General features: G+C 68.9%; 23 protein-coding genes, 1 pseudogene and 3 riboswitches. Of the genes and pseudogenes, 19 read left to right on the forward strand and 5 right to left on the reverse strand.

Translation table 11 applies throughout. The features are described 5' to 3' along the window. Window positions 1-19 precede the first annotated feature (19 nt). From ACQR3U_RS05340 to ACQR3U_RS05365, 6 genes are all read left to right on the forward strand, one after another. Window positions 20-430 (forward strand): rhodanese-like domain-containing protein, encoded by a 411-nt coding sequence (locus ACQR3U_RS05340; RefSeq protein WP_006552929.1) that lies wholly within the window; start codon window positions 20-22, stop codon window positions 428-430. Beyond that, window positions 427-1650 carry an O-succinylhomoserine sulfhydrylase gene (locus ACQR3U_RS05345; RefSeq protein WP_230809906.1) on the forward strand — a complete coding sequence of 408 codons (1224 nt, stop codon included), beginning with the start codon at window positions 427-429 and terminating at the stop codon, window positions 1648-1650. Before ACQR3U_RS05340 ends, ACQR3U_RS05345 begins: the two co-directional genes overlap by 4 nt. A 24-nt stretch (window positions 1651-1674) precedes the next feature. Continuing rightward, a riboswitch (cobalamin riboswitch) is annotated at window positions 1675-1802 on the forward strand. A gap of 84 nt (window positions 1803-1886) precedes the next feature. Continuing rightward, complete coding sequence (locus ACQR3U_RS05350) at window positions 1887-2792, forward strand: ABC transporter substrate-binding protein (RefSeq protein WP_230809907.1); 906 nt, start codon at window positions 1887-1889, stop codon at window positions 2790-2792. Between the two features lie 107 nt (window positions 2793-2899). After that, on the forward strand, window positions 2900-3862 hold the full coding sequence (locus tag ACQR3U_RS05355; RefSeq protein ID WP_230810010.1) for a FecCD family ABC transporter permease: 963 nt from the start codon (window positions 2900-2902) through the stop codon (window positions 3860-3862). After that, window positions 3859-4671 (forward strand): ABC transporter ATP-binding protein, encoded by an 813-nt coding sequence (locus tag ACQR3U_RS05360; RefSeq protein WP_372477530.1) that lies wholly within the window; start codon window positions 3859-3861, stop codon window positions 4669-4671. Before ACQR3U_RS05355 ends, ACQR3U_RS05360 begins: the two co-directional genes overlap by 4 nt. Next, the gene (locus ACQR3U_RS05365; protein WP_230809908.1) at window positions 4671-6017 is read left to right on the forward strand and encodes a bifunctional adenosylcobinamide kinase/adenosylcobinamide-phosphate guanylyltransferase; all 1347 of its coding nucleotides are present in this window, start codon (window positions 4671-4673) and stop codon (window positions 6015-6017) included. Before ACQR3U_RS05360 ends, ACQR3U_RS05365 begins: the two co-directional genes overlap by 1 nt. Before the next feature lie 63 nt (window positions 6018-6080). On the opposite strand, the gene ACQR3U_RS05370 is transcribed toward ACQR3U_RS05365, so the two are convergent. After that, a complete protein-coding gene (locus ACQR3U_RS05370; RefSeq protein ID WP_217579529.1) occupies window positions 6081-6854 on the reverse strand; it encodes a sulfite exporter TauE/SafE family protein in 774 nt (257 codons plus the stop codon). Between the two features lie 149 nt (window positions 6855-7003). Further along, a riboswitch (SAM riboswitch) is annotated at window positions 7004-7096 on the forward strand. Between the two features lie 169 nt (window positions 7097-7265). Between ACQR3U_RS05370 and ACQR3U_RS05375 the strand changes: the two are divergent. The 5 genes and pseudogenes from ACQR3U_RS05375 to ACQR3U_RS05395 form a co-directional block, all read left to right on the forward strand. Continuing rightward, window positions 7266-7706: pseudogene (locus ACQR3U_RS05375) on the forward strand (LLM class flavin-dependent oxidoreductase); the annotation flags it as partial. A 155-nt stretch (window positions 7707-7861) separates the two neighbouring features. Next, on the forward strand, window positions 7862-8722 hold the full coding sequence (locus ACQR3U_RS05380) for a DUF559 domain-containing protein (RefSeq protein WP_006552921.1): 861 nt from the start codon (window positions 7862-7864) through the stop codon (window positions 8720-8722). A gap of 125 nt (window positions 8723-8847) precedes the next feature. Continuing rightward, on the forward strand, window positions 8848-9861 hold the full coding sequence (fgd, locus tag ACQR3U_RS05385; RefSeq protein ID WP_094980111.1) for a glucose-6-phosphate dehydrogenase (coenzyme-F420): 1014 nt from the start codon (window positions 8848-8850) through the stop codon (window positions 9859-9861). Between the two features lie 183 nt (window positions 9862-10044). Continuing rightward, window positions 10045-12129: a phosphate acetyltransferase gene (pta, locus tag ACQR3U_RS05390; protein WP_006553665.1), complete on the forward strand. Its 2085-nt coding sequence runs from the start codon at window positions 10045-10047 to the stop codon at window positions 12127-12129. Next, window positions 12126-13340, forward strand: coding sequence for an acetate/propionate family kinase (locus tag ACQR3U_RS05395; RefSeq protein WP_006553664.1), 1215 nt, complete (start codon window positions 12126-12128; stop codon window positions 13338-13340). The genes pta and ACQR3U_RS05395 overlap by 4 nt, the downstream gene beginning before the upstream one ends. 7 nt (window positions 13341-13347) lie before the next feature. Here the strand turns inward: ACQR3U_RS05395 and ACQR3U_RS05400 are convergent, their stop codons facing one another. From ACQR3U_RS05400 to ACQR3U_RS05410, 3 genes are read right to left on the reverse strand one after another with little or no spacing between them, the layout of a single operon-like run. Continuing rightward, complete coding sequence (locus ACQR3U_RS05400; protein ID WP_230809909.1) at window positions 13348-15648, reverse strand: serine/threonine-protein kinase; 2301 nt, start codon at window positions 15646-15648, stop codon at window positions 13348-13350. Window positions 15649-15653: 5 nt separating this feature from the next. Next, on the reverse strand, window positions 15654-16616 hold the full coding sequence (locus ACQR3U_RS05405) for a glutamate ABC transporter substrate-binding protein (RefSeq protein ID WP_019291099.1): 963 nt from the start codon (window positions 16614-16616) through the stop codon (window positions 15654-15656). Continuing rightward, complete coding sequence (locus tag ACQR3U_RS05410) at window positions 16613-17965, reverse strand: hypothetical protein (protein ID WP_230809910.1); 1353 nt, start codon at window positions 17963-17965, stop codon at window positions 16613-16615. Before ACQR3U_RS05410 ends, ACQR3U_RS05405 begins: the two co-directional genes overlap by 4 nt. A gap of 137 nt (window positions 17966-18102) precedes the next feature. On the opposite strand from ACQR3U_RS05410, the gene ACQR3U_RS05415 reads away from it, so the two are divergent. Further along, window positions 18103-18954, forward strand: a complete 852-nt coding sequence (locus tag ACQR3U_RS05415; RefSeq protein ID WP_217579533.1) for an NUDIX hydrolase — start codon at window positions 18103-18105, stop codon at window positions 18952-18954. Between the two features lie 4 nt (window positions 18955-18958). Here ACQR3U_RS05415 and thiE read toward each other — a convergent pair whose 3' ends face one another. Further along, entirely contained in the window at window positions 18959-19648 is a 690-nt protein-coding gene (gene thiE / locus ACQR3U_RS05420; RefSeq protein WP_230809911.1) for a thiamine phosphate synthase, read from the reverse strand. A 26-nt stretch (window positions 19649-19674) separates the two neighbouring features. Further along, window positions 19675-19787: riboswitch (TPP riboswitch) on the forward strand. Here thiE and thiO point away from each other — a divergent pair. The 7 genes from thiO (at window position 19784) to ACQR3U_RS05455 (ending at window position 25824) form a co-directional block, all read left to right on the forward strand. Further along, window positions 19784-20845 carry a glycine oxidase ThiO gene (gene thiO / locus ACQR3U_RS05425; RefSeq protein ID WP_230809912.1) on the forward strand — a complete coding sequence of 354 codons (1062 nt, stop codon included), beginning with the start codon at window positions 19784-19786 and terminating at the stop codon, window positions 20843-20845. Its footprint overlaps the riboswitch before it by 4 nt. Beyond that, window positions 20845-21057 (forward strand): sulfur carrier protein ThiS, encoded by a 213-nt coding sequence (thiS, locus tag ACQR3U_RS05430; protein WP_006553656.1) that lies wholly within the window; start codon window positions 20845-20847, stop codon window positions 21055-21057. Before thiO ends, thiS begins: the two co-directional genes overlap by 1 nt. Then, window positions 21050-21835 carry a thiazole synthase gene (locus ACQR3U_RS05435; RefSeq protein WP_033096180.1) on the forward strand — a complete coding sequence of 262 codons (786 nt, stop codon included), beginning with the start codon at window positions 21050-21052 and terminating at the stop codon, window positions 21833-21835. The genes thiS and ACQR3U_RS05435 overlap by 8 nt, the downstream gene beginning before the upstream one ends. Before the next feature lie 91 nt (window positions 21836-21926). Then, window positions 21927-22460 carry a hypothetical protein gene (locus ACQR3U_RS05440; RefSeq protein WP_230809913.1) on the forward strand — a complete coding sequence of 178 codons (534 nt, stop codon included), beginning with the start codon at window positions 21927-21929 and terminating at the stop codon, window positions 22458-22460. 68 nt (window positions 22461-22528) lie between these two features. Then, entirely contained in the window at window positions 22529-23458 is a 930-nt protein-coding gene (locus tag ACQR3U_RS05445) for an ATP-binding cassette domain-containing protein (protein WP_039585666.1), read from the forward strand. Next, window positions 23458-24237: an ABC transporter permease gene (locus tag ACQR3U_RS05450; RefSeq protein ID WP_006553652.1), complete on the forward strand. Its 780-nt coding sequence runs from the start codon at window positions 23458-23460 to the stop codon at window positions 24235-24237. Before ACQR3U_RS05445 ends, ACQR3U_RS05450 begins: the two co-directional genes overlap by 1 nt. 114 nt (window positions 24238-24351) lie before the next feature. After that, the gene (locus tag ACQR3U_RS05455) at window positions 24352-25824 is read left to right on the forward strand and encodes a M20/M25/M40 family metallo-hydrolase (protein WP_230809914.1); all 1473 of its coding nucleotides are present in this window, start codon (window positions 24352-24354) and stop codon (window positions 25822-25824) included. The last annotated feature ends 11 nt before the right edge of the window (window positions 25825-25835 follow it).

Below are 25835 nucleotides of genomic sequence, written 5' to 3' on the forward strand. Positions count from 1 at the left end.
CCTGTGAAAATATGTTCCGGTGAGCTACGCAGGTGATATAACGCCGCAGCAGGCATGGGACCTGCTGCAAGGTGATCCGGATGCCGTGCTCGTCGATGTGCGTACCGAAGCCGAGTGGAAATACGTCGGGGTCCCCGAGACCTCGTCGCTCGGTCGCCGGACCGTGTTCGTCGAGTGGGTTCGTTACCCCGACGGCGCCCCCAACCCGAACTTCGTCGAGGATCTGAGGGCGGCGGGTATCGGCAGCGGACCGGTGATCTTCCTGTGTCGCTCGGGGCAGCGCTCCATCGGAGCGGCCACGGCCGCCACCGCTGCGGGCCTGACCCCCGCCTACAACGTTCTCGAAGGATTCGAAGGCGCTCTCGACGGCGAAAGCCATCGCGGTGCCGAGGGCTGGCGGGCCGCGGGCCTGCCGTGGAGGCAGTCGTGAGTTCCATCCCCCAGGGCGGCGCGTTCGACAAGGCGCTGCCCGCCACCGCTCGCCCCGCCACGCTCGGCGTGCGCGGCGGCACCCTCCGATCCGGTTTCGAGGAGACCTCCGAGGCCCTTTACCTCAACTCCGGGTTCGTCTACGAGTCGGCCGAGGCCGCCGAGGCCGCTTTCACCGGCGACGTCGACCACTTCGTCTACTCCCGCTACGGCAACCCCACGGTGAAGATGTTCGAGGAGCGCCTGCGCCTGCTCGACGGTGCCGAGGGGGCGTACGCCACCGCGTCCGGCATGTCCGCGGTGTTCACCGCGCTCGCCGCGTTGCTCGGCAAGGGCGACCGTCTCGTCGCGGCACGCAGCCTCTTCGGTTCGTGCTTCGTCGTGTGCAACGAGATTCTGCCCCGCTGGGGCGTGGAGACGGTGTTCGTCGACGGCGAGGATCTCGACCAGTGGGAGAAGGCACTGTCGGTGCCCACCACCGCGGTCTTCTTCGAGACCCCCTCGAACCCCATGCAGACCCTCGTCGACGTGCGTCGCGTCTCCGAGATGGCGCATGCGGCGGGCGCGAAGGTGGTGCTGGACAACGTCTTCGCCACCCCGCTGCTGCAGCGCAGCCTCGATCTCGGTGCCGACATCGTCGTCTACTCCGGCACCAAACACATCGACGGTCAGGGCCGCGTGCTCGGCGGAGCGATCCTCGGACCCGCCGACTACATCGACGGGCCGGTGCAGAAGCTCATCCGCCACACCGGGCCGTCGCTGAGCCCGTTCAACGCGTGGACGCTGCTCAAGGGTCTCGAGACCATGCCGGTGCGGTTGCGCGCCTCGGTCGATTCGGCGCTGCGCATCGCGCAGTTCCTCGAATCGCAGGATGCGGTGCGCTGGGTCAAGTACCCGTATCTCGAGTCGCACCCGCAGTACGAACTCGCGAAGTCGCAGATGAGTGGCGGTGGCACGATCATCACGTTGGAGCTCGACGCCCCCGAGGGCGAGGGCAAGAAGCGTGCCTTCGAGCTGCTGAACAAGCTGCGCATCGTCGACATCTCGAACAATCTCGGCGACTCCAAGTCGCTCATCACCCACCCGGCGACCACCACCCACCGGGCGATGGGACCGGAGGGCCGGGCCGCGATCGGCTTGTCCGACGGCGTGGTGCGACTGTCCGTGGGCCTCGAGGATCCCGAGGATCTGCTCGAGGATCTCCAGCAGGCGCTGTCCTGACCTGGGACGCCGTGAGCTACGCTGCGGGTGTCCTGCCGATCCGGTAGGGCACCCGCTGCGTTTTCGGTGAAGCCGGTGAGATTCCGGCGCTGTCCCGCAACTGTAAGTCCCGATACGGGGTGAGCCAGGTCGGCCGGCGCGGAGGGTCCGTACGTACTGGTCCTCGGACGAAGGACGGTGGCGTGCCGCAACCGCCTGTTGCAGCCGTGCTGTTTTCGTCCTCCGAACAACGGAGGATGGCTGTGCCACTCGACAACCACCGACGGCTGCTCGCCGCCGGACTGACCGCTTTCGCGCTCCTCGCCGCAGGGTGCTCGAGCAGCGACGATTCGTCACCGTCCGGTGACACCGACACCACCTCCGCGGACGTCCCGCAGGCCATCGTGTCGCTGAGCCCCACCAGCACGGAGATGCTCTACGCCGTCGGTGCCGGCGACCAGGTGGTCGCGGTCGACGACCGATCCGATTATCCGGCCGACGCGCCCGTCACCGATCTGTCGGGGTACACCCCCAACGTCGAGGCGATCCTCGGTTACGAACCCGACCTGGTCGTCGCCAACGCCGATACCGCCGATCTCGTTGCGGGACTCGAACAGGCCGGTGTCGAGACGCTGATCCTTCCCGCGGCCGAGAACCTGGACGACACCTACGCCCAGATCGAGCAGCTGGGAGCCGTCACCGGACATGTCGGCGACGCCGCCGAACTCGTGGCGCAGATGAAGACGGACATCGACGAGATTCTCGCCGGCCTCCCCGAACGGGAGACCCCGCTGACCTACTACCACGAGCTCGACAACACCTTCTACACCGTCACCGACGACACCTACATCGGCGAGATCTACTCGATGCTGGGGCTGACCTCGATCGCGACCGGCGGCGACGGCTACCCGCAGCTGTCCGCCGAGTACGTCCTCGAACAGAACCCCGACGTGATCTTCCTGGCCGACGGCCAGTGCTGCGGCGTCACGCCCGAGGTCGTCGCGGAACGTGCCGGATGGGGCGAGCTCACCGCTGTCCGGGACGGCCAGGTCTACGTCCTCGACGAGGACATCGCCAGTCGCTGGGGGCCGCGCGTCGTGGACCTGATGCGTGAGGTCGCCCGGATCGTCGGCACCATCCCCGCGGCCCAGCCCACGCCTTGATCTCCGTGTCGCGAGGCAACACCCGCGCACTGCCACCCGGTGGTGCGCGGGTACTGCCGCGCAACGTGCTCGTGCTGACCGGCGCCGTGCTCGCCCTGTTCGCCGCGATGCTGGTCGGGATCCTCGTCGGGCCCGCCGGTCTCACCCCGGGCGGGGTGCTGCTCGACATCGCCGACCGCCTGCCGCTCGTCGACGTCGACTCCGGGTTGAGCACGCGTCAGCAGGCGATCCTGTGGAACATCCGGATGCCGCGCGTCGTGCTCGGGGTGCTGGTCGGTGCGATGCTGGCCATCGCCGGTGCGGCCTACCAAGGGGTCTTCCGCAATCCGCTCGCCGATCCCTATCTGCTCGGGGTCTCCAGCGGCGCCGGTCTCGGTGCCACCCTCGCCATCGTCGTGGGCGGCGCGGCCGGGTTCGCCGGTGTCCCGATCGCGGCCTTCGCCGGGGGCCTGCTCGCCGTCGGCGCGACGTATTCGCTCGGCCGCACCGTCGGCGGCAGCCGCTCGGAAGTCGTCATCATCCTCGCCGGTGTCGCCGTCGCGGCCTTCGCCAACGCGATCCAGACGTTCTTCATGCAGCTGCACGACGACACCCTGCGGCAGGTGTACTCGTGGATGCTCGGCCGCCTGTCCACCGACGGTTGGTCCGACGTCGTCGTGGTCCTGCCGTACGTCGTGGTCACCGTCGCGATCATCGCGCTGCATCGGCGCACACTCGATGTCATGGCGGTCGGCGACGTCGAAGCCGCGAGCCTCGGGATCAACCCGGCGCGCGTGCGGGTGCTGCTCGTCTGCGTCGCGACCCTCGGAACCGCGGCCGTCGTCTCGGCGAGCGGTCTCATCGGGTTCGTCGGCATCGTCGTCCCCCACGCGGTCCGGCTGCTCGCCGGACCCGGCCACCGTCTCCTGCTGCCGCTGTCGCTGCTGGTGGGTGCGTCCTTCCTCGTCCTCGCGGACGTCCTGGCCCGCACCGTCATGTCGCCCGCCGAACTGCCGATCGGTGTCGTCACCGCGGCGATCGGGGCGCCCTTCTTCCTCGTCGTGCTCAGACGGAGCCGAGGTGTCCGATGAAGAGCGATGTTCTCACCACCCCGACCATGACGGTGTCGTGCCGGCAGCTCAGCGCCGAACGCGGTGGCGTCGAGGTGCTGCACGGGATCGACCTGAACGTCACCGCCGGCTCCTGGCTATCGCTGGTCGGGCCCAACGGGTCGGGCAAGACCACCCTGCTGCACGTCCTCGCCGGTCTCGTGCCGGCCACCGGTCACCTGCAGGTCGCCGACATCGTGCCGGGGCGCGCCGGACGTCGGGGCATGGCACGCGCGGTCGCGCTGATGCCGCAACGCCCCGTGGTGCCGGAAGGTGTCACCGTCAGGGAACTGATCCATCTCGGCCGCACCCCGCACATCCCGCGCTTCGGATCCGAGACCGCGCACGACCGCGAGGTGGTGGACCGGATCGTAGAACGGCTCGAGCTCGAAGCGTTCGCACCGCGACTCGCGACCGAACTGTCCGGCGGTGAGCTGCAGCGCGTCGTGCTCGCACGCGCTCTCGCCCAGCAACCGCGGGTGCTGCTCCTCGACGAACCCACCAGCGCACTCGACATCGGACACCAGCAGCAGGTACTCGAACTCGTCGATTCGATGCGCACCGAAGGCGACCTCACCGTCATCGCCGCGATGCACGACCTGACCTCCGCCGCCCAATACGGGGAACGGCTCGTACTGCTCGATCGCGGGCACGTCGTCGCCGACGGAGCGCCCGACGACGTCCTCACCGCCGAACGCATCGCGCAGGTCTACGGCGCCCGCGTCGAGATCCTCGACCGCCCGGCGGGTCGCGCCGTCCTCCCGCTCCGCGACAGCACGAAGGACCGCTGATGGAGGTCGTGCTCCTGGGAACCGGCGCGGCGGACGGGTGGCCGAACCCGTTCTGCACGTGTGCATCCTGCGCGGATGCCGCGCGTCGCGGCGAGATCCGCGGGCAGACCGCGGCACTCGTCGACGATGTGCTGATGCTCGACTGCGGTCCTGAGGCGCCCCGCGCGGCCGTGCGGCACGGCAGGTCGCTGGCGCAGGTGCGGCATATCCTCCTGACCCACGCCCATGCAGATCATCTGGGCCCGCAGGCATTGTTGTTCCGGTCGTGGGTGGCCGCCGGCGTCGAACTCGATGTGATAGGTCCCGCCGACGCGCTCGACACCTGTAGACCCTGGGTGGCTCCCGACGCGCCGGTGCGTTTCGTTCCGGTCGAGCCGGGGGACTCGCTCACCGTCGGCGACTACTCGGTGCGCGTTCTTCCCGCACGGCACAAGGTCTTCCGCGCCGGCGACGCGGTGCTGTACGACCTGTCGGGCCCGGGCGGGTCGCGGTTGCTGTGGGCGTGCGACACCGGGATGTGGCTCGCCGAGTGGTTCGAGGCCGTGCGCGACGCCCGGTTCGACGCGGTATTCCTCGAGGAAACCTTCGGCGACCGTTCCGAACTGTCCGAGGGTCACCTCGGCCTGCCCGAGTTCGGCGCGATGGTGGATGGTCTGCGCGGTGTCGGTGCCGTCACCGAGAACACCGAGGTGGTCGCAGTGCATCTGGGCCACCACAATCCGCCCATCGACGAACTGCGGAATCGTCTGCAGCAGGTGGATGCTCGTCCCGGTCGTGATGGTGAGGTGGTCCACGTGGGTGAAGGGACTCCGGTCGTGCCGCATCGGACGCTGGTTCTCGGGGGAGTGCGGTCGGGCAAGTCGCGGCACGCCGAGGAACTACTCGCGTCCTGCCCGTCCGTCACCTACGTCGCCACCGGCGGGACACGAGAGGGTGACGCGGAGTGGGCGGAACGTGTTGCACTGCACCGGGAAAGACGTCCCGGTTCATGGTCGACGGTGGAGACGGTCGATGTCGCCGAGGTGCTGTGCACCGCTACGGAACCGCTGCTGATCGATTGTCTCGGAACGTGGTTGACGGCACGGCTCGACATCCACGGTGTCTGGGATGGTGGCGACCTCGACCCTGTCCACTCCGATGTGGACGAGTTGATCGCGGCGTGGCGGAAGTGTGCGGTGCCGGTGGTCGCCGTGAGCAACGAGGTCGGTAGCGGAGTGGTGCCCGCGACCTCTTCGGGCCGATTGTTCCGCGACATGCTCGGCCGGCTCAATGCGCGGGTCGCGGAGGCCAGTGAGTCGGCAACTCTCGTGGTGGCGGGGATTCCCATTTCTCTGAAATCGGATTGATACCTGTTCTGCTCGTAACGCTGCGGACAACCCCGGCAGAGGTGAATTCCGGAAAGTGGTGCGTCAGGCGAGCAGTCGGTAAAGACCGATCAGCCCCACCACGACGATCACCGCCCGCAGCGCGACCGGCGACAGGCGTCGGCCGTAGTGCGAGCCGAGATAGCCACCGATCAAAGAACCCACCGCGATCAGTGCGGCCACGGTCCAGTCGATCCGGTCGAACGCCACCAGGATGTACGCGCACGCTGCCACGACGTTCACCACCAGCGACAGCAGATTCTTCACCGCGTTCTGTCGCTGGATGTGGTCGTGCAGCAACGCTCCGAACAAACCCATGAGCAGAATGCCCTGCGCCGCCGTGAAATAGCCGCCGTAGATGCCGACGGCGAAAGTGCCGACGACGAGCAGTGTCATCCGCACCGGTCCGAGGTGGCCGTCGGCGTCGCCGCCGGTTCTGCGGGCCACCCACGCCTGGATCTTCGGCTGGAACACGACGAGGATAAGGGCCAGGAGGAGCAGGATGGGTACGACCGTCTCGAAGACGGTCTCAGGCAGGTGGAGCAGGAGCCACGCTCCTACCAGTGCCCCGCAGAACGACGCCGGGATCTGCCATCGCAGCCGCTCCCATTGCCCGCGCAGCTCGCGCCGATACCCCCAGGTGCCTGACACACCTCCAGCGACCAGGCCGATCGCGTTGGACATCGTCGCGGTCACCGGGGGCACACCGAACGCGACGAGCGTCGGGAAGGTGATGAGAGTGCCGGATCCGACGAGGGAGTTGATCGCTCCGGCGCCGAGCCCGGCCAATGCGACGAGGAAGAGTTCGAGCGGGGTCACCGAGGCGAGTCTACGGCGTGCCGAAACCGACCTTGTTGTCGATGTCGGGGCACCACGTCGACATCGACATCGGTCTCGACGAGGAACGGATTTCCGCCACGGTGAGAGAAAGCCTTTCCGCGGCGTGCCGCACTCCGTAGCTTGAGCCGCGACCATCCAGAGCGACCGAGAGACCTGGCTCTACGACGTCGCAGCAACCCCCCGTACGCGGGTGCGGGTGCTACCGCCGGGATCGATGGAGGAACGAGCATGACCCGCTGGACCGAGCGCGCCTCGTGGTGCCGCCTGCACATCGACCTGTGCCGCGGTACTTCGCAGCGGTGTCACGGCGGTACTTCGCACCGGTGTCATCATAGCGGTACTTCGAAAGGCCCATTCCGATGGCTCCCGCCCACAGGACGTCGCCGTGAGCACGTCCACCCGGGCACGACAGTCGAAGCGGTCGAGGCGTACCGGTCGGCGTTCCGTCCGTCGCCGATCCTGAGGAAGCCCTACGTGGTGGTCTCGGCCGACGCGGTGGTCGCCGACGACGACGCCACCACACGCGAGTTGGCGCCGACCTACGGGCATTGGACGCACAGCATCCGCTCGGGCCACGGCGCGATCCCGTACCCGGACCCAGAGACCACCCCGCCGCTGACCGACGAGGAGCGAGCCCTCGTCGACGACCGCATCGTCACCCAGTTCGTGGGGGCGCCGAGCACGGTGGCGGAGCGTCTCGACACCCTCCGCCGAGTAACGGACGCCGACGAACTCGTCGTCACCTCGGTCACCCACGGCCACGAGGACCGCCTGCGTTCCTATGAACTCCTGGCCCGCGAATGGGGATTGGCGCGGGTCCGCGCCGCGTGATCGTTGGTCGAGACCGGTGTTGTTGTCGATAACTCGCGAGAAATCGACAACAACACCGGTCTCGATTCGGCGCGTCTGGGGATAACGTCGAAAGTTCTCCACAGACGGCGGATTCGGGGTACCGGGAACGCAGGAGACCGGGCACGCTCGCGCTCATGGTCGACTTCCACGAACCGTTCGCCGGCACCGATGCACTGGCGGCCGGATCGGTGACGCGGTATCAACTTCGGCACCACTTCGTGAAGCTTCATCGCAATGTGTACGTCGCTCCGGGAGTCGAAGCGACCGCGCTGCTACGCGCGAAGGCCGCCTGGTTGTGGACCGGAGGCGCCGGGGTACTGGCCGGACCATCCGCAGCCGCCGTGCACGGGACCCGTTGGCTCGACGCGTCGTTGCCGGCGGAGATGGTGCGACCCGGAAAACTGCACTCGACGCCGGGCATCATCGTTCGCAGCGTCGACGACATCGAATCCTGCGTCGTCGACGGAATGACGGTGACGATACCGGCCCGAACGGCCTTCGACCTCGCGCGCGGTGCGGACCTCGATCGGTGCGTCGAAATGGTGGACGCGCTCTGCAATGCGACCGGAACGAAGGTCCACGAGATCGAAGCGGTGGCCGCTCGGAACAAGGGCGCTCGGCACCTCGCGTCCGTACGGAAGGTTCTCGAGCTCGTCGACGGAGGTGCCGCGTCACCACCGGAGACGCACACGCGGCTGCTGATCGTCCGATCCGGTCTGCCCGTGCCGGAGACGCAGATCGAGATCTACGACGGTGGGCGGTTCGTGGCACGCGCGGACATGGGCTGGAAGCAGTGGAGGGTCCTCGTCGAGTACGACGGTGCGCAGCACTGGACCGATCGAGTACAGCGGACCATCGACATCGACCGCTATGCGTTGCTGTCGGAGCTCGGTTGGACCGTGGTGCGTGTCGGCGCCGACCTGCTGTATCGGCGACCTCGAGTCCTCGTCGAAAGGGTGCGACGCGCGTTGCACCGCGCCGGTGCCCTCGGGTGACCTGTCGAGACCGGTGTTGTGTGCGATTCTTCGGTGAATTTCGAACACAACGTCGGTCTCGACCGACGACGAGCGTCCGGTGGGCATACTCGGGGACATCGGAACGCGAACGGTCGGAGGAATCTGTGGCTCAGGGTTTGAAGTTGGGATACAAGGCGTCGGCAGAGCAGTTCGGGCCGCGCGAGCTGGTGGAGTTGGGTGTGTTGGCCGAGGCGCACGGGATGGATTCGGCGACGGTGTCGGATCATTTCCAGCCGTGGCGGCACAACGGTGGGCATGCGCCGTTCTCGTTGGCGTGGATGACCGCTGTGGGGGAGCGCACCGAAAGGTTGCAGCTGGGCACGAGTGTGCTCACGCCGACGTTCCGGTACAACCCGGCGGTGATCGCGCAGGCCTTCGCGACGATGGGGTGTCTGTATCCGGGACGGATCTTCCTCGGGGTCGGCACCGGTGAAGCACTCAACGAGATCGCCACCGGCTACGCCGGCCAGTGGCCGGAGTTCAAGGAACGCTTCGCCCGGCTGCGTGAATCGGTGCGGTTGATGCGCGAGTTGTGGCGCGGAGACCGGGTCGATTTCGAGGGCGAGTACTACACCACCAAGGGCGCGTCGATCTACGACGTGCCCGAAGGCGGCATCCCGGTCTACGTCGCCGCCGGCGGTCCGGTCGTGGCTCGCTATGCCGGACGCGCGGGGGACGGGTTCATCTGCACCTCCGGCAAGGGCATGGAGCTCTACACCGACAAGCTGTTGCCGGCCGTCGCCGAGGGGGCGGAGAAGGCGGAGCGGGATGTGGCGGGGATCGACAAGATGATCGAGATCAAGATCTCGTACGACACCGATCCGGACAAGGCGTTGGAGAACACCCGGTTCTGGGCGCCGTTGTCGCTCACGCCGGAGCAGAAGCATTCGATCGATGATCCGATGGAGATGGAGGCGGCGGCGGATGCGTTGCCGATCGAGCAGGTCGCCAAGCGGTGGATCGTGGCGTCGGATCCGGACGAGGCGGTCGAGCAGGTCAGGGCGTATGTCGATGCGGGGTTGAATCATCTGGTGTTCCATGCGCCGGGTCATGATCAGAAGCGGTTCCTGGAGTTGTTCGAGCGCGACCTCGCCCCGCGCCTGCGCGCACTCACCTGACGTCCGACCCGCAAGGTGCCGCTTCTCCGCTGAGTAGGAGCGGCACCGAGCAGCCCGACACCCCGCGCGTGCTGCAGACCCAGTCCTGACATCCCGCGACTCCCATGCCCGGCCGGACACCGCCGGCCGGGCGTGTGCGCGGGTACGCGGGACGGAGCAAAGTTTGCAGTTAGGGTGGAATCCATGAGTGCTGCTGCAGGGTCCGTCTCGAGCATCTACATCGCAGCTCCGGAAGGGGACACCGGGAAGTCGACGGTCGCCCTGGGCGTGCTGCAGACGCTGTGCGCGTCCACCGCCCGCGTCGGTGTCTTCCGTCCCATCGCGCGCTCCGACAGCGACATCGACTACATCCTCGAACTGTTGCTCGAACACACCACCGTCGACCTCGCCTACGAGGACTGCATCGGCGTCACGTACGACGACGTCCACGACGACCCGGACGCCGCGCTCAGCGACATCGTCGGCAAGTACCACGCGGTGGCGGACCGCTGCGACGCCGTCGTCATCGTCGGCAGCGACTACACCGAGATCGCCAACCCCAGCGAACTGTCGTACAACGCCCGCATCGCGGCGAACCTCGACGCCCCGGTACTGCTCGTCCTGCGCGGCTCCCGCCGCACGCCCTCGGAGATCGCCCAGCTCGCCGGTGTGTGTGCGAACGAGCTCGCGGGACAGCACGCGCATCTCGGCGCGGTGGTAGTGAACCGCTGCGACCCCCATGCACTCGACGAGATCGCCCGGGCTCTCGGCGACCGCACCGAACCGGTGTGGACGCTCCCGGAGGTGCCCGCACTGGTCGCGCCGACGATGGCCGAGCTGCAGACCGCGATCGGAGGCGAGCTCTACAGCGGTGACCCCGACCTGCTGCAGCGGGAAGCGCTGCGGATCATGGTCGGTGGCATGACCGCCGAACGGATTCTCGAGCGGCTCACCGACGGCGTCGTCGTCATCGCTCCCGCCGACCGCTCCGACGTCATCCTCGCGCTGGTCAATGCCAATGCCGCCGAAGGATTCCCGACGCTCGCCGGCATCATCATGAACGGGGGCCTGCTGCCGCACCCGATGATCGCGCAGCTCGTCACGGCCTTGAAGCCGTCGCTGCCGATACTCACCACCGAACTCGGCACCTTCGACACCGCCTCGGCTGCCGACCGCACCCGAGGCCGCATGGCCCTCGGCGCACAGCGCAAGATCGACACGGCACTCGCGCTCATGGAACGACACGTCGATTCCCGTTCTCTGCTCGACCGGTTGCGACTGCCGCGACCGTCCGTGACCACCCCGCAGATGTTCGAATACCAGCTCATCGACCGCGCGCGGGCCCAGCAGCGGCACATCGTGTTGCCCGAGGGCGAGGACGACCGCATCCTTCGAGCCGCCGGACGCGTGCTCCAGCGTGGCATCGCGAAGCTGACGATCCTCGGCGACGAGGCAGCCGTCCGCCAGCGGGCGTCGGAACTCGGGGTGGACCTGTCGCAGGCGCAGATCCTCGACCCGCGCACTTCCGAGCACGCCGACCGGTTCGCGGAGGAGTACGCGCGGCTGCGTGCCCACAAGGGCATGACCGTCGAACGTGCACGCGAGATCATGCGCGACATCTCATATTTCGGCACGATGATGGTGCACCTGGGACTGGCCGACGGCATGGTTTCGGGCGCGGCCCACACCACCGCCCACACGATCCGCCCCGCCCTCGAGATCATCAAGACCGAACCGGGCGTCTCCACGGTGTCGAGCATCTTCCTGATGTGCCTCGCCGACCGTGTCCTCGCGTACGGCGACTGCGCCGTCGTCCCCGACCCGACCGCCGACCAGCTCGCCGACATCGCGATTTCGTCCGCCGCGACCGCCGCCCGGTTCGGCATCGACCCGAGGGTCGCGATGCTGTCGTACTCCACCGGCGAATCCGGTTCGGGTGCCGACGTCGACAAGGTCCGCGCGGCCACGACGTTGGTGCGGGAGCGGCGACCCGACCTGCCGGTGGAAGGTCCGATCCAGTACGACGCGGCGATCGAACCGACGGTCGCGAGCGCGAAGCTGCCCGACTCCGACGTCGCCGGACGCGCCACGGTGTTCATCTTCCCGGACCTGAACACCGGCAACAACACCTACAAGGCCGTGCAGCGCAGCGCCGGTGCCGTCGCCGTCGGACCCGTCCTGCAAGGCCTGAACAAGCCGGTCAACGACCTCTCGCGGGGCGCCTTGATCCAGGACATCGTCAACACCATCGCCATCACCGCGATCCAGGCGCAGGAGGAAGACGCGTGAGCAGCCCGAACCCGGTCACCGCAGGCACCGTCCTGGTCCTCAACTCCGGATCGTCGTCGATCAAGTTCCAGCTGATCGAACCGGAGAGCGGAAAGTCGCTGGCGCACGGACTGATCGAGCGGATCGGGGAACCGGAGGGCCGGATCGTCTTCCACCACACGGCGGGGGCGGACGAACGCAACGACGCCATCGCCGACCACCGGACCGGACTGCGTGCGGTACTGGAGATGCTCGAAGGGCTGGGCCGTCCGCTGCACGAGGTGGGCATCGTCGCCGTCGGACACCGACTCGTGCACGGCGGCAAGGTCTTCTACGAACCGACCCTGATCGACGACGACGTGGTCCGCGCCGTCGACGAATTGTCGATCCTTGCGCCCCTCCACAATCCGGCGAACGTCGTGGGAATGGAGGTCGCGCGGGAGGAACTGCCCGACATCCCCCATGTGGGTGTCTTCGACACCGCCTTCTTCCACGGTCTTCCGCCGCACGCGGCGACCTATGCGATCGACCGCGACATCGCCCACAAGCACGACATCCGGCGGTACGGATTCCACGGTACTTCACACGAATACGTGTCGGGGCGTGCCGCGGAGTTCCTCGGACGCGACATCGCGGACCTGAATCTGGTTGTGCTCCATCTGGGTAACGGTGCGTCGGCGTCGGCGGTCGCAGGTGGGAGCCCGATCGACACCTCGATGGGACTGACCCCGCTCGAGGGTCTCGTCATGGGCACGCGCAGCGGCGACATCGATCCGGGTGTCGTCATGCACCTCAACCGGGCGGCCGGGTTGAAGGTCGACGCCATCGACGACCTGCTCAACCGGCATTCGGGCCTGAAGGGGCTGTCGGGTGTCAACGACTTCCGGGCTCTGCTGAAGCTCGTCGGCGAGGGCGACGAGGACGCGCGACTCGCGTACGAAGTCTACGTGCATCGCATCCGGAAGTACGTGGGCGCCTACACCTTCGAGCTCGGCGGCGTCGACGCGATCGTGTTCACCGGTGGGGTGGGGGAGAACAACGTCGACGTCCGGCGCGACAGCCTCTCCGGCCTCGACCGGCTCGGCATCGTCGTCGACGATGCGCGCAACACTGCCGACGACGACGGGGAACGCCGGATCTCGGCCGACTCGTCGCAGGTGGAGGTTCTCGTGATCCCCACGAACGAGGAACTCGCCATCGCCCGCGCGGCCGTGCAGTTCGCCCGGCGCTGACTTCTGATCAGGTCGAACTGCGCGGCCGGATCGCGTTCGCGAGGTCGACGAGGGTGTAGCGGTGTGTGCGGGAAGGGGCGTTGCGCGCCAATTGCCGCAGCGCCGCCTCGGTGCCCAGGCGGAGTCCCTTCTCGGTGAACGGTACGTCGAGGATGCGGTCGTACTCGCGACTCGATGCCCGTCCACTGCGCACCCATTCGAGCGCTGTCCCGAGGACCAGTGCGCGCATCTGCAGGGCGCGACCCTCGTCGGGAGGCAGCGACGCGATCCGGTGCGCGGCCTCGCGCAGATCCGCCTCGGAGATCTCCTCGACGCGACCGCCTCGTAACAGGATCAGCGCGGCGGTCATGGTCGCGGCACTGTGGTGCCGGGAGGTCGTGGGGACCTCGTCGAGCACGTCCACGGCGGCGCGGATCTCGTCGCGGGCGGTGAGCTGGCGTGCCAACCCGAAGGCCGCGCTGACGACGGCGTGATCGGTGCGCCACACGACCCGGTAGGACTGCTCGCAGAAGCGTCGCCACGCGTCGGGGTCGTCGCTCTCCCAATGCTGCAGCGTCAGTTCGGCGGTGGCCCCGAGTGCGATCTTCGGGGCGATCTCACCCGGAAGCGCGTGCAGCGCCTTGTCGAACCGGGTGAACGCTGCCTCGTAGTCGTCCTGCAGCAGTTCGGCGATGCCGGCGTACCAGTCCATGCGCCAGTCGTCGCCGAACTCGCGCTCGAGGCGGGTGAGGATCTCCACCGCGCTGTCGACCTGCCCGAGATCGAGATGGGCGCGGACCTCGGCGAGGGTGATCTCCTTGGAGAACGACACGTCGGATGCTCCGACGACCCGCCCGACCCCGTTCTCGCGCGCGTGCCGGAGCGAGTCGAGGGTCTGCTGCGGTTCGCTGTGCACCGCGGCGGCGAGGAGCGCGGCACTCGGATCGTTGGGGTCGAGCAGGGGGACGGGCAGTGCCGCCGCGACATCCTGGCCCCGCAGTTTGGGGTCGCGCTCGATCCCGTCGGCGTACACGTCGGTGGGGACGAGTGCCTCGTCGGTGCCGAAGGTCGTGCGGGGCGGGCTGAACAGCCGGGACAGTCCGGGGTGTTCGGTGCCGAGTTTCTTCGACAGGATCTCGCGCAGCACACCGGTGAGCTGTCCGTGCAATTCGTCGGCGGACGAGAAGCGCTGCTGCGGATCGGGGTTCGTGGCCCGCAGGAGCAGGCGGTGGAAGGAGTCGAACTCGTCGAGCAGGGGAGCCTGCTCGGGGGTGGGCAGACCGTCGCGGTAACGGCCTTTGTCCGAGGGCATGTCGAGGGTGAGCACCGCGAGTGTGCGTCCGACCGTGTAGATGTCGCTCGCGACCGTCGGCCCGGTCCGGACGATCTCGGGTGCTTGATATCCCGGCGTCCCGTACAGATAGCCGTATCCCTCGATCGCGGAGACGGCGCCGAGGTCGATGAGTTCGATCTGCTCGTCGGTGACCATGATGTTCTCGGGCTTGAGGTCGTTGTAGACCAGTCCGATGTCGTGCAGATACTGCAGTGCCGGTAGCACTTCGAGCATGTATGCGATGGCCTGCTCGACGGGGATGCGGTTCGGTGGGGGATAGTTGTCGAGCACGGTACGCAGGGTGTGACCACCCAGGTACTCCATGACGATGTATCCCATCGGGGTGCCGTCGGGTGAGGGGTGCTCGACGAAGTTGTAGATCTGCACGATGCTCGGATGGCTGACCTCGGCCAGGAACTGGCGTTCGGCCACCGCGACCGCCTGGGCCTCGGCGTCGCCGCCCTGCAGCAGGCCCTTCAGCACTACCCAGCGGTCGCTCACGTTGCGGTCGATCGCGAGGTAGATCCATCCCAGTCCGCCGTGGGCGAGACAACCCTGCACCTCGTACTGCCCGGCGACGAGGTCCCCGCGGTGCAGGGCCGGAGTGAACTGGAAATGTGTTCCGCACTGGGGGCAATCACCTTCTGTGGGACCCGGCCCCGACGGGGTGCTGCGTCCCACCGATTGTCCGCACTTCGCGCAGAACCTCTTGCCTTCGGAGACGTGAGGATCGCGGAGGACGGCGTCGACCGGATCCTTCGTGGTGGGGACCGGCACGTCGACGAGGCCGGCGATGCGGCGACGCTGGGTTCCGCGCGGCCGGATGCGGCGGTTCGACGAACGTTGGGAGGACGAACGCTGGGAGGACGAGCCGGACCAGATCGACGAGCGCTGGGTGGAGTCGGGCCGCGTGGCGGGGACGGGGCCGGGGCCGCGTTCGGTGGCGGGGCCGGAATCGGCCGACGGGGTATCGGCCGGTTCGGGTTCGTCGGACATGGCCGTCACTTCCGGTAGTTCGGTGTCGGGGGTGACGGAGTGGGACCGAGCACCCGCAGGTACTTCTCGTACAGCGCCGTCCACGTCCCGTCGGAGCGGATCCGTTCGAGGGTGGCGTTGACGAAGCGTACGAGCTCGTCGCTGCCCAGCCGGATTCCGATTCCGTACGGCTCCGATCCCAGGGAGGGGCCGACGAGTTCGAGATAGGGGTCCTGTGAGGCGAGTCCGGCGAGGATCGTGTCGTCGGTGCTCACGGCGTCGACCTGCTGTTGCTGGAGGACGACGAGGCAGTCGGCCCACGACGGCACGGTGAGGATCGACGCCGACGGCTGCACTTCTCGCATCCGGAGCAGCGAGGTGGTGCCCTCGACGATGCACACGCGCCGGCCGGCGAGATCGGCGGCGGAGCGGATGCCGGATCCCCGGACGACGAGCACGCGCTGCTGGGCTCGGAAGTACTCGGTGGAGAAGTCGACCTTCTCGCGTCGGGCGCACGTGATGCTCATGGTCTTCGCGACGATGTCGACGGTGGAGTCCTGCAGCGCCTTCTCGCGCTCGGCCGACGACAGGATGCGGTAGTCGACGAGGTCGGGATCGCCCAGGAGGTCGCGGGCGAGCTCACGTGCGATGTCGACGTCGAAACCGGTGATGCGCCCGGTCGCGGTGTCGCGGTAGCTCATGAGGTTGCTGCCGGTGTCGAGGCCGACGATCAGCCGGCCGCGCGTGCGGATCCGATCGATCGCAGGTCCGGTGGCGTTCGGATCCGGGGGAAGCGAGGCGGTGGGATCGCCGCAGTCGGGGGCGGGCGGTGTGGCCACCGACGACTCGAGCATCCGCGCGTTCTCGGGAAGCGGGAGAGAGGTCGTCGTCCCTTGGAGGCCGGGGGCGCGCGGTGGGGGGTCGGTCGCGCACCCGCCGGCGAGTGCGGCGACGACGCACAGGCCCGCGACGAGAACGCGCTCTCTCACTGGTACTCCTTCAACCGGGGCCGGAGACCGACCCACACGCCGACCAGCGCCACCGTCAGCAGCACCACCGACATCGGTGCGAGGCCGGCGAGGGTGCGGGAGGCGCGGAACTCGTTGTCGCGCAGTTCGGTGCGGGTGTCGTCGATTCCTTCCGTCAGGGCCGCATCGAGAGCGACGAACCGGGCGGTGGACTCGCCGGGACCTGCACCGACCGCGAGGACCGAGGCCGCTGCGTAGTCGCCGCGGACGAGGGCGTCGACCATGCGTGCATGCGAGTTGATCCATGCGTCGTGCGCCGACCGGGCGGTCTCCACTGCCTCGGCGCCCGCCTCGAGGGCGGAATCGCGACCGTACTCGTCGAGGATGTCGCCGAGCCGCGCCATGTTGGTCTCGAAGGTGTCGTCGTACGCGCCGGTCGTGTCGCGCCGGGCGATCAGCAGGGTCTCGGCGGTACGCGACTGCTGGGCGAGGATCCGGCCCTCGGTGAGATCGGCGAGCGGTGCCGCACCGCGCTCGATGGCGCGTTCGGTGGCACTCGACGAGGCCAGGCCCGCGACGAGCAACCAGCACAGCAGCGCGCCGGTCGCGCCGATCGCGACGAGGATTCCGGGATTGAGGGTGCGACGACTGCGGCGGCTCACGACGGCGTGCGCCACGCACAGGGCAGCGACCGTGACGAGGAGCAATCCGATCGCGAGCCAGGGCGGTCGCACCGCGTCGCGCTGGGTGTCCTCGACCGCGGCGACGCCGCGCGTGTGCAGTTCCTGCGCGGCGGGGAGCAGTTCGGTCTGCATCAGGTGCGAGGCCTCGCCGAGATATGCGGCGCCGACCGGATGCCCGGTGCGGTTGTTGGTGCGAGCCGTCTCGATGAGACCCGTGTAGACGGGCAGCAGCCGCCCGATCTCCGTCAGGTTGTGCGCGGTCTCGCGGTCGGCATCGGTCAGGCCGGTCGCCGCGATGACGAGGTATTCCGCGGCCTCGTTGGTCGCCCGGATGTAGCGACTGCGCACCGCCTCCGGTTCGAGTCCGCCCGAGATGAAGCCCGTCACGGCGGCGGCGTCGGCCACCGACAGCGCGCTGTAGAGATTCTGGGCCGCGCTGGCGAGCGGCTCGATGGACGCGAGGAGACGATCGTGGGTGGCCTGCCTGCCGGACACCATCGTTGCGGAGACCGCTGCCGAGGCGACGAGCAGCACGGTGAGCACCACCCCGAGGACCACCAACCGGACCGGCGTGGACCGGAGCAGGGCACGAGCGTCGTCGAACCGGGCGTCCGGAGTGTCCGTATCGGCGTCGTCGCGGATGTGCCTCTCGACAGGAGCGAAGGGAGGGGTGATCCGTACGTCCACCGGGCACTCCCTTCCTCGTGTCGAGCGGTCTGAGGGGAGCATATAAGCAGCCCGGCGGTATTGTTGCCGTCCACGGACGGCGGGGATCCGGTACCGGGCACAGGTCCGGGCGAGGGCGGGTCGGAGAGGCGGACGCAATGCGTGGAGACGGTGACGGCTGGGCGGTCGGACCGGACGGCGAGAAGCGCTGGGGACGGCACGGCGCCGCAGGTCTGCTGCTGCGCGCTCCGCTCGCGGACGGTCGCCCCGCGGTTCTCCTGCAGCATCGGGCGGCATGGTCGCACCAGGGCGGGACGTGGGCACTTCCCGGTGGAGCGCGCGACTCGCACGAGAGCACCGTCGACGCCGCCGTGCGGGAGGCCCACGAGGAGGCCGGCATCGATCTCGCGGCCGTGACGGTACGCGCCGAACGCGTCACCTCCGGCCTCGCGGGCGGATGGACCTACACCACCGTCGTCGCCGACGCCACCGAAACTCTCGTGACCAGTCTCAACCAGGAGAGCACCGAACTGCGCTGGGTGCCCGAACCGGAGGTCGAGGCGATGCCGCTGCACAGCGGCTTCGCCGAGGCGTGGCCGTCGCTGCGCACCTCACCGGTACGCATGCTGCTCGACACCGCGAACGTGCTCGGAGCGAGCGGCCCCACCGGATGGTGGCGCGACCGCCCCGGCGCGACGAGCGCCCTGCTCGCCGACCTCGCCGCGGTCCTGCCCCGCACCGTCGAAATTCCCGACGGGACGTTCGGCTGGGTCCCCCGCGTCGAAGCGGTCCTCGAAGGGCGTGCCCGCGACGCGACGATCGACGACGTCCGGATCCCGGTGCACAGCGCGGACGGCAGCGGCGACGACGAGCTGGCACGGCTCGCCACCGCCACGGCCGTGGTCGACCCCGGTGTGACGGTCGTGGTCACCGCGGATCGCGGTCTGCGCGCACGGTTGCCCGAGGGCACGATCGCGATGTCGCCCTCGGCCGTGCTGGGCTGGCTGTAACGCCTCAGGTCGGGAGTGCGGCCTTCAGCGCCGCCGCGGCTGCCCGCGGATCGGATGCCTTCGTGATCGCCCGGACCACCGCGACCCGCGTGGCACCGGCGTCGAGCACCTCGGGGAGTCGCTCGAGATCGATGCCGCCGATCGCGAACCACGGCCGTGCCGGCTGCGACTGCGTGACCTCGCGCGTCACCTCCAGCCCCGCTGCGGTCCGTCCCGGCTTGGTCGGTGTGTCCCACACCGGCCCGGATGCGAAGTAGTCGACGCCCTCCTCGATGTCGGCGAGCGCAGCCTGCGCGCGGCTCGACGTCGAGCGGCCGATGACGATCTCGTCGCCGAGGATCTGCCGCGCGTGCCGCACCGGCAGGTCGCCCTGACCGAGATGCAGGATGTCGGCGCCCGACGCGAGCGCGACGTCGGCGCGGTCGTTCACGGCCAGGAGCGCACCGTGGCGTGCACACGCCTCGCCGATGATCTCGAGGGCGGCGAGTTCCTCGCGTGCCTCGAGGCGTCCGAACTTCTTCTCGCCGGCCGAGTCCTTGTCGCGCAACTGGACGATGTCGACCCCACCGGCGAGGGCCTCCTCGACGAACCGTGCGAGGTCGCCGGTGTCCCGGCGAGCGTCGGTGCACAGATACAACCGGGCGGTCGCGAGGCGGCCGCGCGGGTCGGGATGGTTGCCGCGATAGGTGGTCACGACCAAGACGGTAGCCTCTAAGCAGAAAGTGACGACACGGGAGTCCCGAGGTTCGCGGGGCTGAGAGGGGGCCTGCCGGCCCCGACCGTTATGACCTGACCCGGATCATGCCGGCGCAGGGAGTGAGGTGGACCAATGGCAACTGTGGCCGTCGTGGGTGGCGGAGTGATCGGGCTGTCGATCGCATGGCGCGCGGCCCGCTCGGGGCACAGCGTGACCGTGCACGACCCGAATCCCGGCAGTGGCGCCTCGTGGGTGGCCGGCGGGATGCTGGCCCCGCTGTCCGAGGGCTGGCCCGGTGAGGACCACGTGCTGTCCCTGGGTGCGGCCTCGCTCGACCGCTGGCCCGGATTCGCGGATGCACTGCGCGCGGAGACCGGCGTCGACGTGTTCACCGCCGAGGAGTCGCTGACCGTCGCGCTCGACGCGGCGGACGCGGCCGACTTGCGGACCGTCGCCGAATGGGTCGGGGAGCGAGGGCACGAGATGCGTCTGCTCTCCCGTGCGGAGATCCGGGAGTTCGAACCGTCGCTCGGCCCGAAGGTGCGTCTCGGACTGCTCGCGCCCACCGAGTCGTCGGTCGACAACCGTACGCTCGTCGACGCCCTGCGCGTCGCGGCCACCGCGGCCGGGGTGCGTTTCTCCGACGCCGCCGTCCACGATCTCGCCGACCTTCCCGACGATCAGGTGGTGCTCGCCGCCGGCTCGGCGTCGGCGCGACTGTGGCCGGGCCTTCCGGTCCGTCCGGTCAAGGGCGAGATCCTGCGCCTGCGGGTGCGGCCGGGCGCGACTCCGCCGCCGCAGCGCACCGTGCGCGCGAGTGTCCACGGACGCCCCGCCTATCTGGTGCCCCGCCACGACGGCCTCGTCGTGGGCGCCACACAGTACGAGGCGTCCGACACACAGGTCACGGTGGCCGGGGTGCGCGATCTGATCGCCGACGCCGAGAAGATCTTTCCTGCGCTCGGCGAGTACGAACTGTTCGAGGCGAGCGCGGGCCTGCGCCCGATGACCCCCGACAACCTGCCGCTGATCGGCCGGCTCTCCGATCGTGTCGTCGCCGCGACCGGCCACGGCCGCAACGGTGTGCTGCTCACGCCGCTCACCGTCGACGCGGTGCTCGCCGAACTCGGTGGGCGGTCGCTGGCCGACGCGCAGTACGCCTGTCCTGGACGAATTACGGAAGCGAGTGTGTGATGACGAACGTATCCGTGGGCATCACCGTCAACGGTGAGGACAAGTACTACGACGCGGCCCCGACCGTGTCACAACTGCTGAACGAGCTCGGTCTGCCCGAGAAGGGCATCGCGGTCGCCGTCGACGGTGTCGTGTGCCCGCGCGGCCGCTGGTCGGAGCCGGTCACACGCGGAGCGAGCATCGAGATCCTCACGGCGGTCCAGGGTGGCTGACACACACGATCGCGGCGCCGACCTGCCGCAGCTGACCATCGCCGGCCGCACCTTCGGGTCGCGGCTGATCACCGGCACCGGTGGCGCGGCGAACCTGGCCGTGCTCGAGGAGGCCCTCGTCGCGTCGGGCACCGAACTGACCACCGTCGCGATGCGCCGCGTCGACGCGGCCTCCGGAACCGGTGTCCTCGACCTGCTGCGCCGCCTCGGCATCGAACCGCTGCCGAACACTGCCGGGTGCCGCGGCGCGAAGGAAGCCGTGCTGACCGCGCAGCTCGGGCGGGAAGCGCTGGAGACCGACTGGGTGAAACTCGAGGTCATCGCCGACGAACGGACGCTGCTGCCCGACGCCATCGAACTCGTCTCCGCGGCCGAACAACTCGTCGACGACGGCTTCGTCGTCCTGCCGTACACGACCGACGATCCCGTCCTCGCGCGGCGCCTCGAGGACGTCGGTTGTGCCGCGGTGATGCCGCTCGGCTCGCCGATCGGGACCGGCCTCGGTATCTCGAACCCGCACCACATCGAGATGATCGTCGAGGCTGCGGGTGTGCCGGTGATCCTCGACGCGGGAATCGGAACCGCCTCCGACGCGGCGCTCGCGATGGAACTCGGTTGCGACGCCGTGCTGCTCGCGACCGCCGTCACCCGCGCGAAGGATCCGGCGCTGATGGCGTCGGCGATGCGTCGCGCCGTCGAAGCGGGATTCCGTGCCCGGCACGCCGGCCGGATCCCGAAACGCTTCTGGGCCCAGGCGTCTTCGCCGATGGAGCCGTGACCGGTGCGGGAAACCCCTGAGCACCTTGGTGTTCAGGGGTTTTCCGATTGTCGCGCGACGGGTTACCGATCGGTCTGTACGATCCCCGGGCATGACAGTTGCACACAGAATTCTCGCTGCCGCCGCTGCCGGGCTCATGGGCACTGTCGTCGCCGTCGCGGCGCCGGGTGTCGCGGGCGCCCAGGAACCGTGTCAGATGGGCTGGTCGAACACCGGACCGAGGTCGTGCGCGACGACGGAGTTGTCCACGCCACCCGTGCTGACATTGGGCGACGGCATCTGCGCCGGCATCGTGCGCGCCGGTGGAACCGCCTTCGACGGCCCGCTCTACGAGTACTCCTCGGCGCCGGGTGCCACCCACGGGATCGAACTGCGGATCACGCAGGGCTACTCGCTTCTCGGCGAGTGGACGCCGAGCATCCTGAACTGCGACGTCACCGTCGCTTTCGACTGGCACAACCTCGACACCGGTGCCCGCGGTACGGAGACCCGCTTCGTGCCGGCCTTCCACACGAGCACCCGGCCGTTGTTCATGCACGTGTTCCCCGGGCCCGGCCGCGTCGCCCTGACGATGCGTACCGAGCGACCGAGCATCCCGGTCACCACCGAGGTCTTCGTCCCCTGACGCACCGCGTGCGGCTCCGGGGAGTGTGATCGGATGCGCTCGCCGGAGCCGCACGTAGGGTGGTGCGCATGATCGAAGTGACCGGCTTGACCAAGACCTTCGGGTCCACGACCGCGGTCGACGACCTGACGTTCACGGTCCGTCCCGGCATCGTCACCGGCTTCCTCGGCCCCAACGGCGCGGGGAAGTCCACCACGATGCGCATGATCCTGGGGCTGGACCGGCCGACCTCGGGAACCGCACTGATCGAAGGGAAGCCGTACAGCGAGCTGACACGGCCGCTCACCACCGTCGGGGCGTTGCTCGACGCGAAGTGGGTGCATCCCAACCGGTCGGCGCGGTCGCATCTCGCCTGGCTGGCCGCGTCGAACGGTCTGCCTGCCTCGCGTGTCGACGAGGTTCTGCGCCAGGTGGGACTGACGGAGGTCGCGGGCAAGCGCGCCGGCGGCTTCTCGCTCGGCATGTCGCAGCGACTCGGTCTCGCCGCCGCACTGCTCGGCAACCCGCGCGTGCTGCTGTTCGACGAACCGGTCAACGGCCTCGACCCCGAGGGCATCGTGTGGATCCGGAGGTTCATGCAGGCGCTCGCCACGGAAGGCCGCACGGTGCTCGTGTCCAGCCACCTGCTCTCGGAGATGGCGCAGACCGCCGAACATCTCATCGTCATCGGCCGTGGACGGCTCATCGCCGACACCTCGGTGAAGGCGTTCGTCGACCGCGCGTCCGACTCGTTCGTCGTCGTGCGCAGCCCGCAACTCGACGAGCTGCGCACCGCGCTCACCGAACGCGGGCACACTGTGCGGGAGAACGACGGTGCCCTGCACGTCTCGGGCGCTCCGGCGGCGGAGATCGGCGAACTCGCTGCGACCCGGTCGATCGTGCTGCACGAACTCGCGGGCCGCAACGCGTCGCTCGAGGAAGCGTTCATGAAACTCACCGGTGGCGAGGTCGAATACCACGGATCCGGAGTCGACGACGTCATGAAGGGTGGACTGTGATGAGTACGGCGCTCGACACCCTGCGGGCCGAACGGATCAAGCTCACGTCGGTGCAGTCACCGCTGTGGTGCACCCTCGTCATCGTCGCCCTCGGTCTGGGTCTGGCCGCGATCCTCGGGTCGGTCTCCCGCGCGTCGGCCGGGATGGACGACGAACTGGGACGGTTCTATCCGACCGTGGACGTCGCGGTCAGCGGCGTCACCGGCTTCGGTGTGCTGGTGCTCATGATCCTCGCGGCACTGTCGGTCACCAGCGAATACCGTTTCGGGGTCATCCGCACGACCTTCCAGGCCACCCCGAACCGCACCCTGCTCCTGACGATGAAGGCCCTGCTCATCGGTGTGCTGGGCGCGGTGCTGACACTCGCGGTCTCGTTCGGTGCCTTCTACCTCGCGAAGGCACTGGCCGGGCCCGACGCAGGTCGCGAGCTCGTCCTCAGCGGCGACACGGCGTGGCGCGCGGTCTACGGCACCGCGATCTACGCGTTCCTGTGCGTCTTCCTCGCGGTCGGTGTGGGCACGCTGCTGCGGCAGTCGGCCGGCACGATCGCGCTGCTGATGCTGTGGCCGCTGCTGCTCGAGTCGTTGTTCGCGCTGTTCGGTTCGGTGGGCCGCGAGATCCAGCCGTTCCTGCCGTTCGCGAACGCGAACAACTTCCTGGGTATCGGGCAGGGAATCGAATTCCACTGGGGTCCATGGGGATCGCTCCTGTACTTCGCGGCCTTCTCGTTCCTGGTGTTCGCGGCCTCACTCGTGGTGGTCAACCGCCGCGACGCCTGAGGTACTGTCTCGACACGCCTGAGGTACTACCTCGACACGCCGCAGGCTCTGCCTCCGCACACTGCGCCGCACGCTTTCCCCGTGCGGCGCAGTGCTTTTGTGTACGCTCGGTCGATGGCGTGGGCGCAGACGAGATACGGCATGCGGGGAGCGGCCCTGATCGCCGCCGGTGTACTGCTGACGGCGGGATGCTCGGAGGCGGAGGTGGAGGCGCCGCCCGTCGACCCGACGGCGCTCGCCGACGCCGTGCAACTCGATGCCGTCATGACGCACCTGACGGAACTCGAACGGATCGCCGGCGAGAACGACGGAAACCGTTCGCTCGGAACCCCCGGCTACGACGCGAGCGTCGACTACGTCGCCGGAGCCCTGCGCGACGCCGGATTCGACGTGCAGACACCGGAGTTCGACACGACCCTGTTCGCCGTCGAGAACGAGCAGCTCACCGTCGACGGGGAGCCGATGGGCGTGAGCGCACTCGGCATGTCGCCGTCGACGGGACCGGAGGGGCTCACCGCGCGCGTCGTGCGCATCGCCCCCGACGACACCCCCGGCTGCGAGGCCACCGACTACGACGGCATCGACGCGACCGGCGCGGTGGTGATCGTCGATCGCGGCGTGTGCACCTTCGCCGTCAAGGAGCAGGTCGCCGCCGAACGGGGAGCGGCCGCGCTGCTCGTCGCCAACAACGAGGACGGCCCGCTCGCCGCCGCCGGTCTCGGGGCGGAATCGACCCCCCGCATCCCGGTCGGAGGCGTGGCCGGGGCCGACGCCGAGCGCCTGTCCGCCGCGACCACCGTGACGGTGACACTCCAGACCCGCACCGAGGACCGGAAGTCGCGCAACGTGATCGCGCAGACGCGCACCGGCTCGACCGACGACGTGGTCGTCGTCGGCGCGCACCTCGACAGCGTCCCCGAAGGACCGGGGATCAACGACAACGGAACCGGCGTCGCCGCCGTCCTCGAGACCGCGCTGCAACTCGGCAGCGAGCCGGGCGTGACCAACGCCGTGCGGTTCGCGTTCTGGGGCGCCGAGGAGGTCGGACTGGTCGGCTCCACGAGGTACGTCGAGTCGCTGTCCGACGAGGAACGACTCGACATCGCCCTGTACCTGAACTTCGACATGCTCGGCTCGCCCAACGCCGGATATCTGGTGTTCGACGGCGACGACTCCGACGCCGTCGGTGAAGGACCCGGACCGGAGGGCTCGGCGGGAATCGAACGGACCTTCGCGCAGTTCTTCGACGAACGCGGAATCGAGGTCGGCGGAACGGATTTCGACGGCCGTTCCGATTACGGTCCGTTCGTCGCCTTCGGCATCCCCGCGGGCGGGGTGTTCACCGGCGCCGACGACGTCAAGACCCCCGAACAGGCCGACCTGTGGGGTGGCACCGCCGACCAGCCCTTCGACCCGAACTACCACACCCCCGAGGACACCCTGGCCGGCATCGACCGCGACGCGTTCGCCGCGGCGGCCGCCGCCGTCGCCTACGGCACGGCTGTCTACGCGAATTCGATCGACGGACCCGACGGGGTGCCCGCAGGGGACCAGCGGGCCGAGGTGCGCGCCGAGTTCACCGAGTGAAGACGGGCGCG

This window comes from Rhodococcus sp. IEGM1339, from assembly GCF_050321925.1.
GTDB classification, from domain to species: Bacteria; Actinomycetota; Actinomycetes; order Mycobacteriales; family Mycobacteriaceae; genus Rhodococcus; species Rhodococcus pyridinivorans.

Coding starts and splice junctions, on each gene's coding strand:
- ACQR3U_RS05365 (WP_230809908.1), top strand. CDS start 4,671: ATGGAGGTCGTGCTCCTGGGAACCGGCGCGGCGGACGGGTGGCCGAAC.
- ACQR3U_RS05355 (WP_230810010.1), top strand. CDS start 2,900: ATGCTGGTCGGGATCCTCGTCGGGCCCGCCGGTCTCACCCCGGGCGGG.
- ACQR3U_RS05450 (WP_006553652.1), top strand. CDS start 23,458: ATGAGTACGGCGCTCGACACCCTGCGGGCCGAACGGATCAAGCTCACG.
- ACQR3U_RS05360 (WP_372477530.1), top strand. CDS start 3,859: ATGAAGAGCGATGTTCTCACCACCCCGACCATGACGGTGTCGTGCCGG.
- ACQR3U_RS05350 (WP_230809907.1), top strand. CDS start 1,887: ATGGCTGTGCCACTCGACAACCACCGACGGCTGCTCGCCGCCGGACTG.
- thiS (WP_006553656.1), top strand. CDS start 20,845: ATGACGAACGTATCCGTGGGCATCACCGTCAACGGTGAGGACAAGTAC.
- ACQR3U_RS05445 (WP_039585666.1), top strand. CDS start 22,529: ATGATCGAAGTGACCGGCTTGACCAAGACCTTCGGGTCCACGACCGCG.
- ACQR3U_RS05400 (WP_230809909.1), bottom strand. CDS start 15,648: ATGTCCGACGAACCCGAACCGGCCGATACCCCGTCGGCCGATTCCGGC.
- ACQR3U_RS05380 (WP_006552921.1), top strand. CDS start 7,862: ATGGTCGACTTCCACGAACCGTTCGCCGGCACCGATGCACTGGCGGCC.
- thiO (WP_230809912.1), top strand. CDS start 19,784: ATGGCAACTGTGGCCGTCGTGGGTGGCGGAGTGATCGGGCTGTCGATC.
- ACQR3U_RS05415 (WP_217579533.1), top strand. CDS start 18,103: ATGCGTGGAGACGGTGACGGCTGGGCGGTCGGACCGGACGGCGAGAAG.
- pta (WP_006553665.1), top strand. CDS start 10,045: ATGAGTGCTGCTGCAGGGTCCGTCTCGAGCATCTACATCGCAGCTCCG.
- ACQR3U_RS05440 (WP_230809913.1), top strand. CDS start 21,927: ATGACAGTTGCACACAGAATTCTCGCTGCCGCCGCTGCCGGGCTCATG.
- ACQR3U_RS05455 (WP_230809914.1), top strand. CDS start 24,352: ATGGCGTGGGCGCAGACGAGATACGGCATGCGGGGAGCGGCCCTGATC.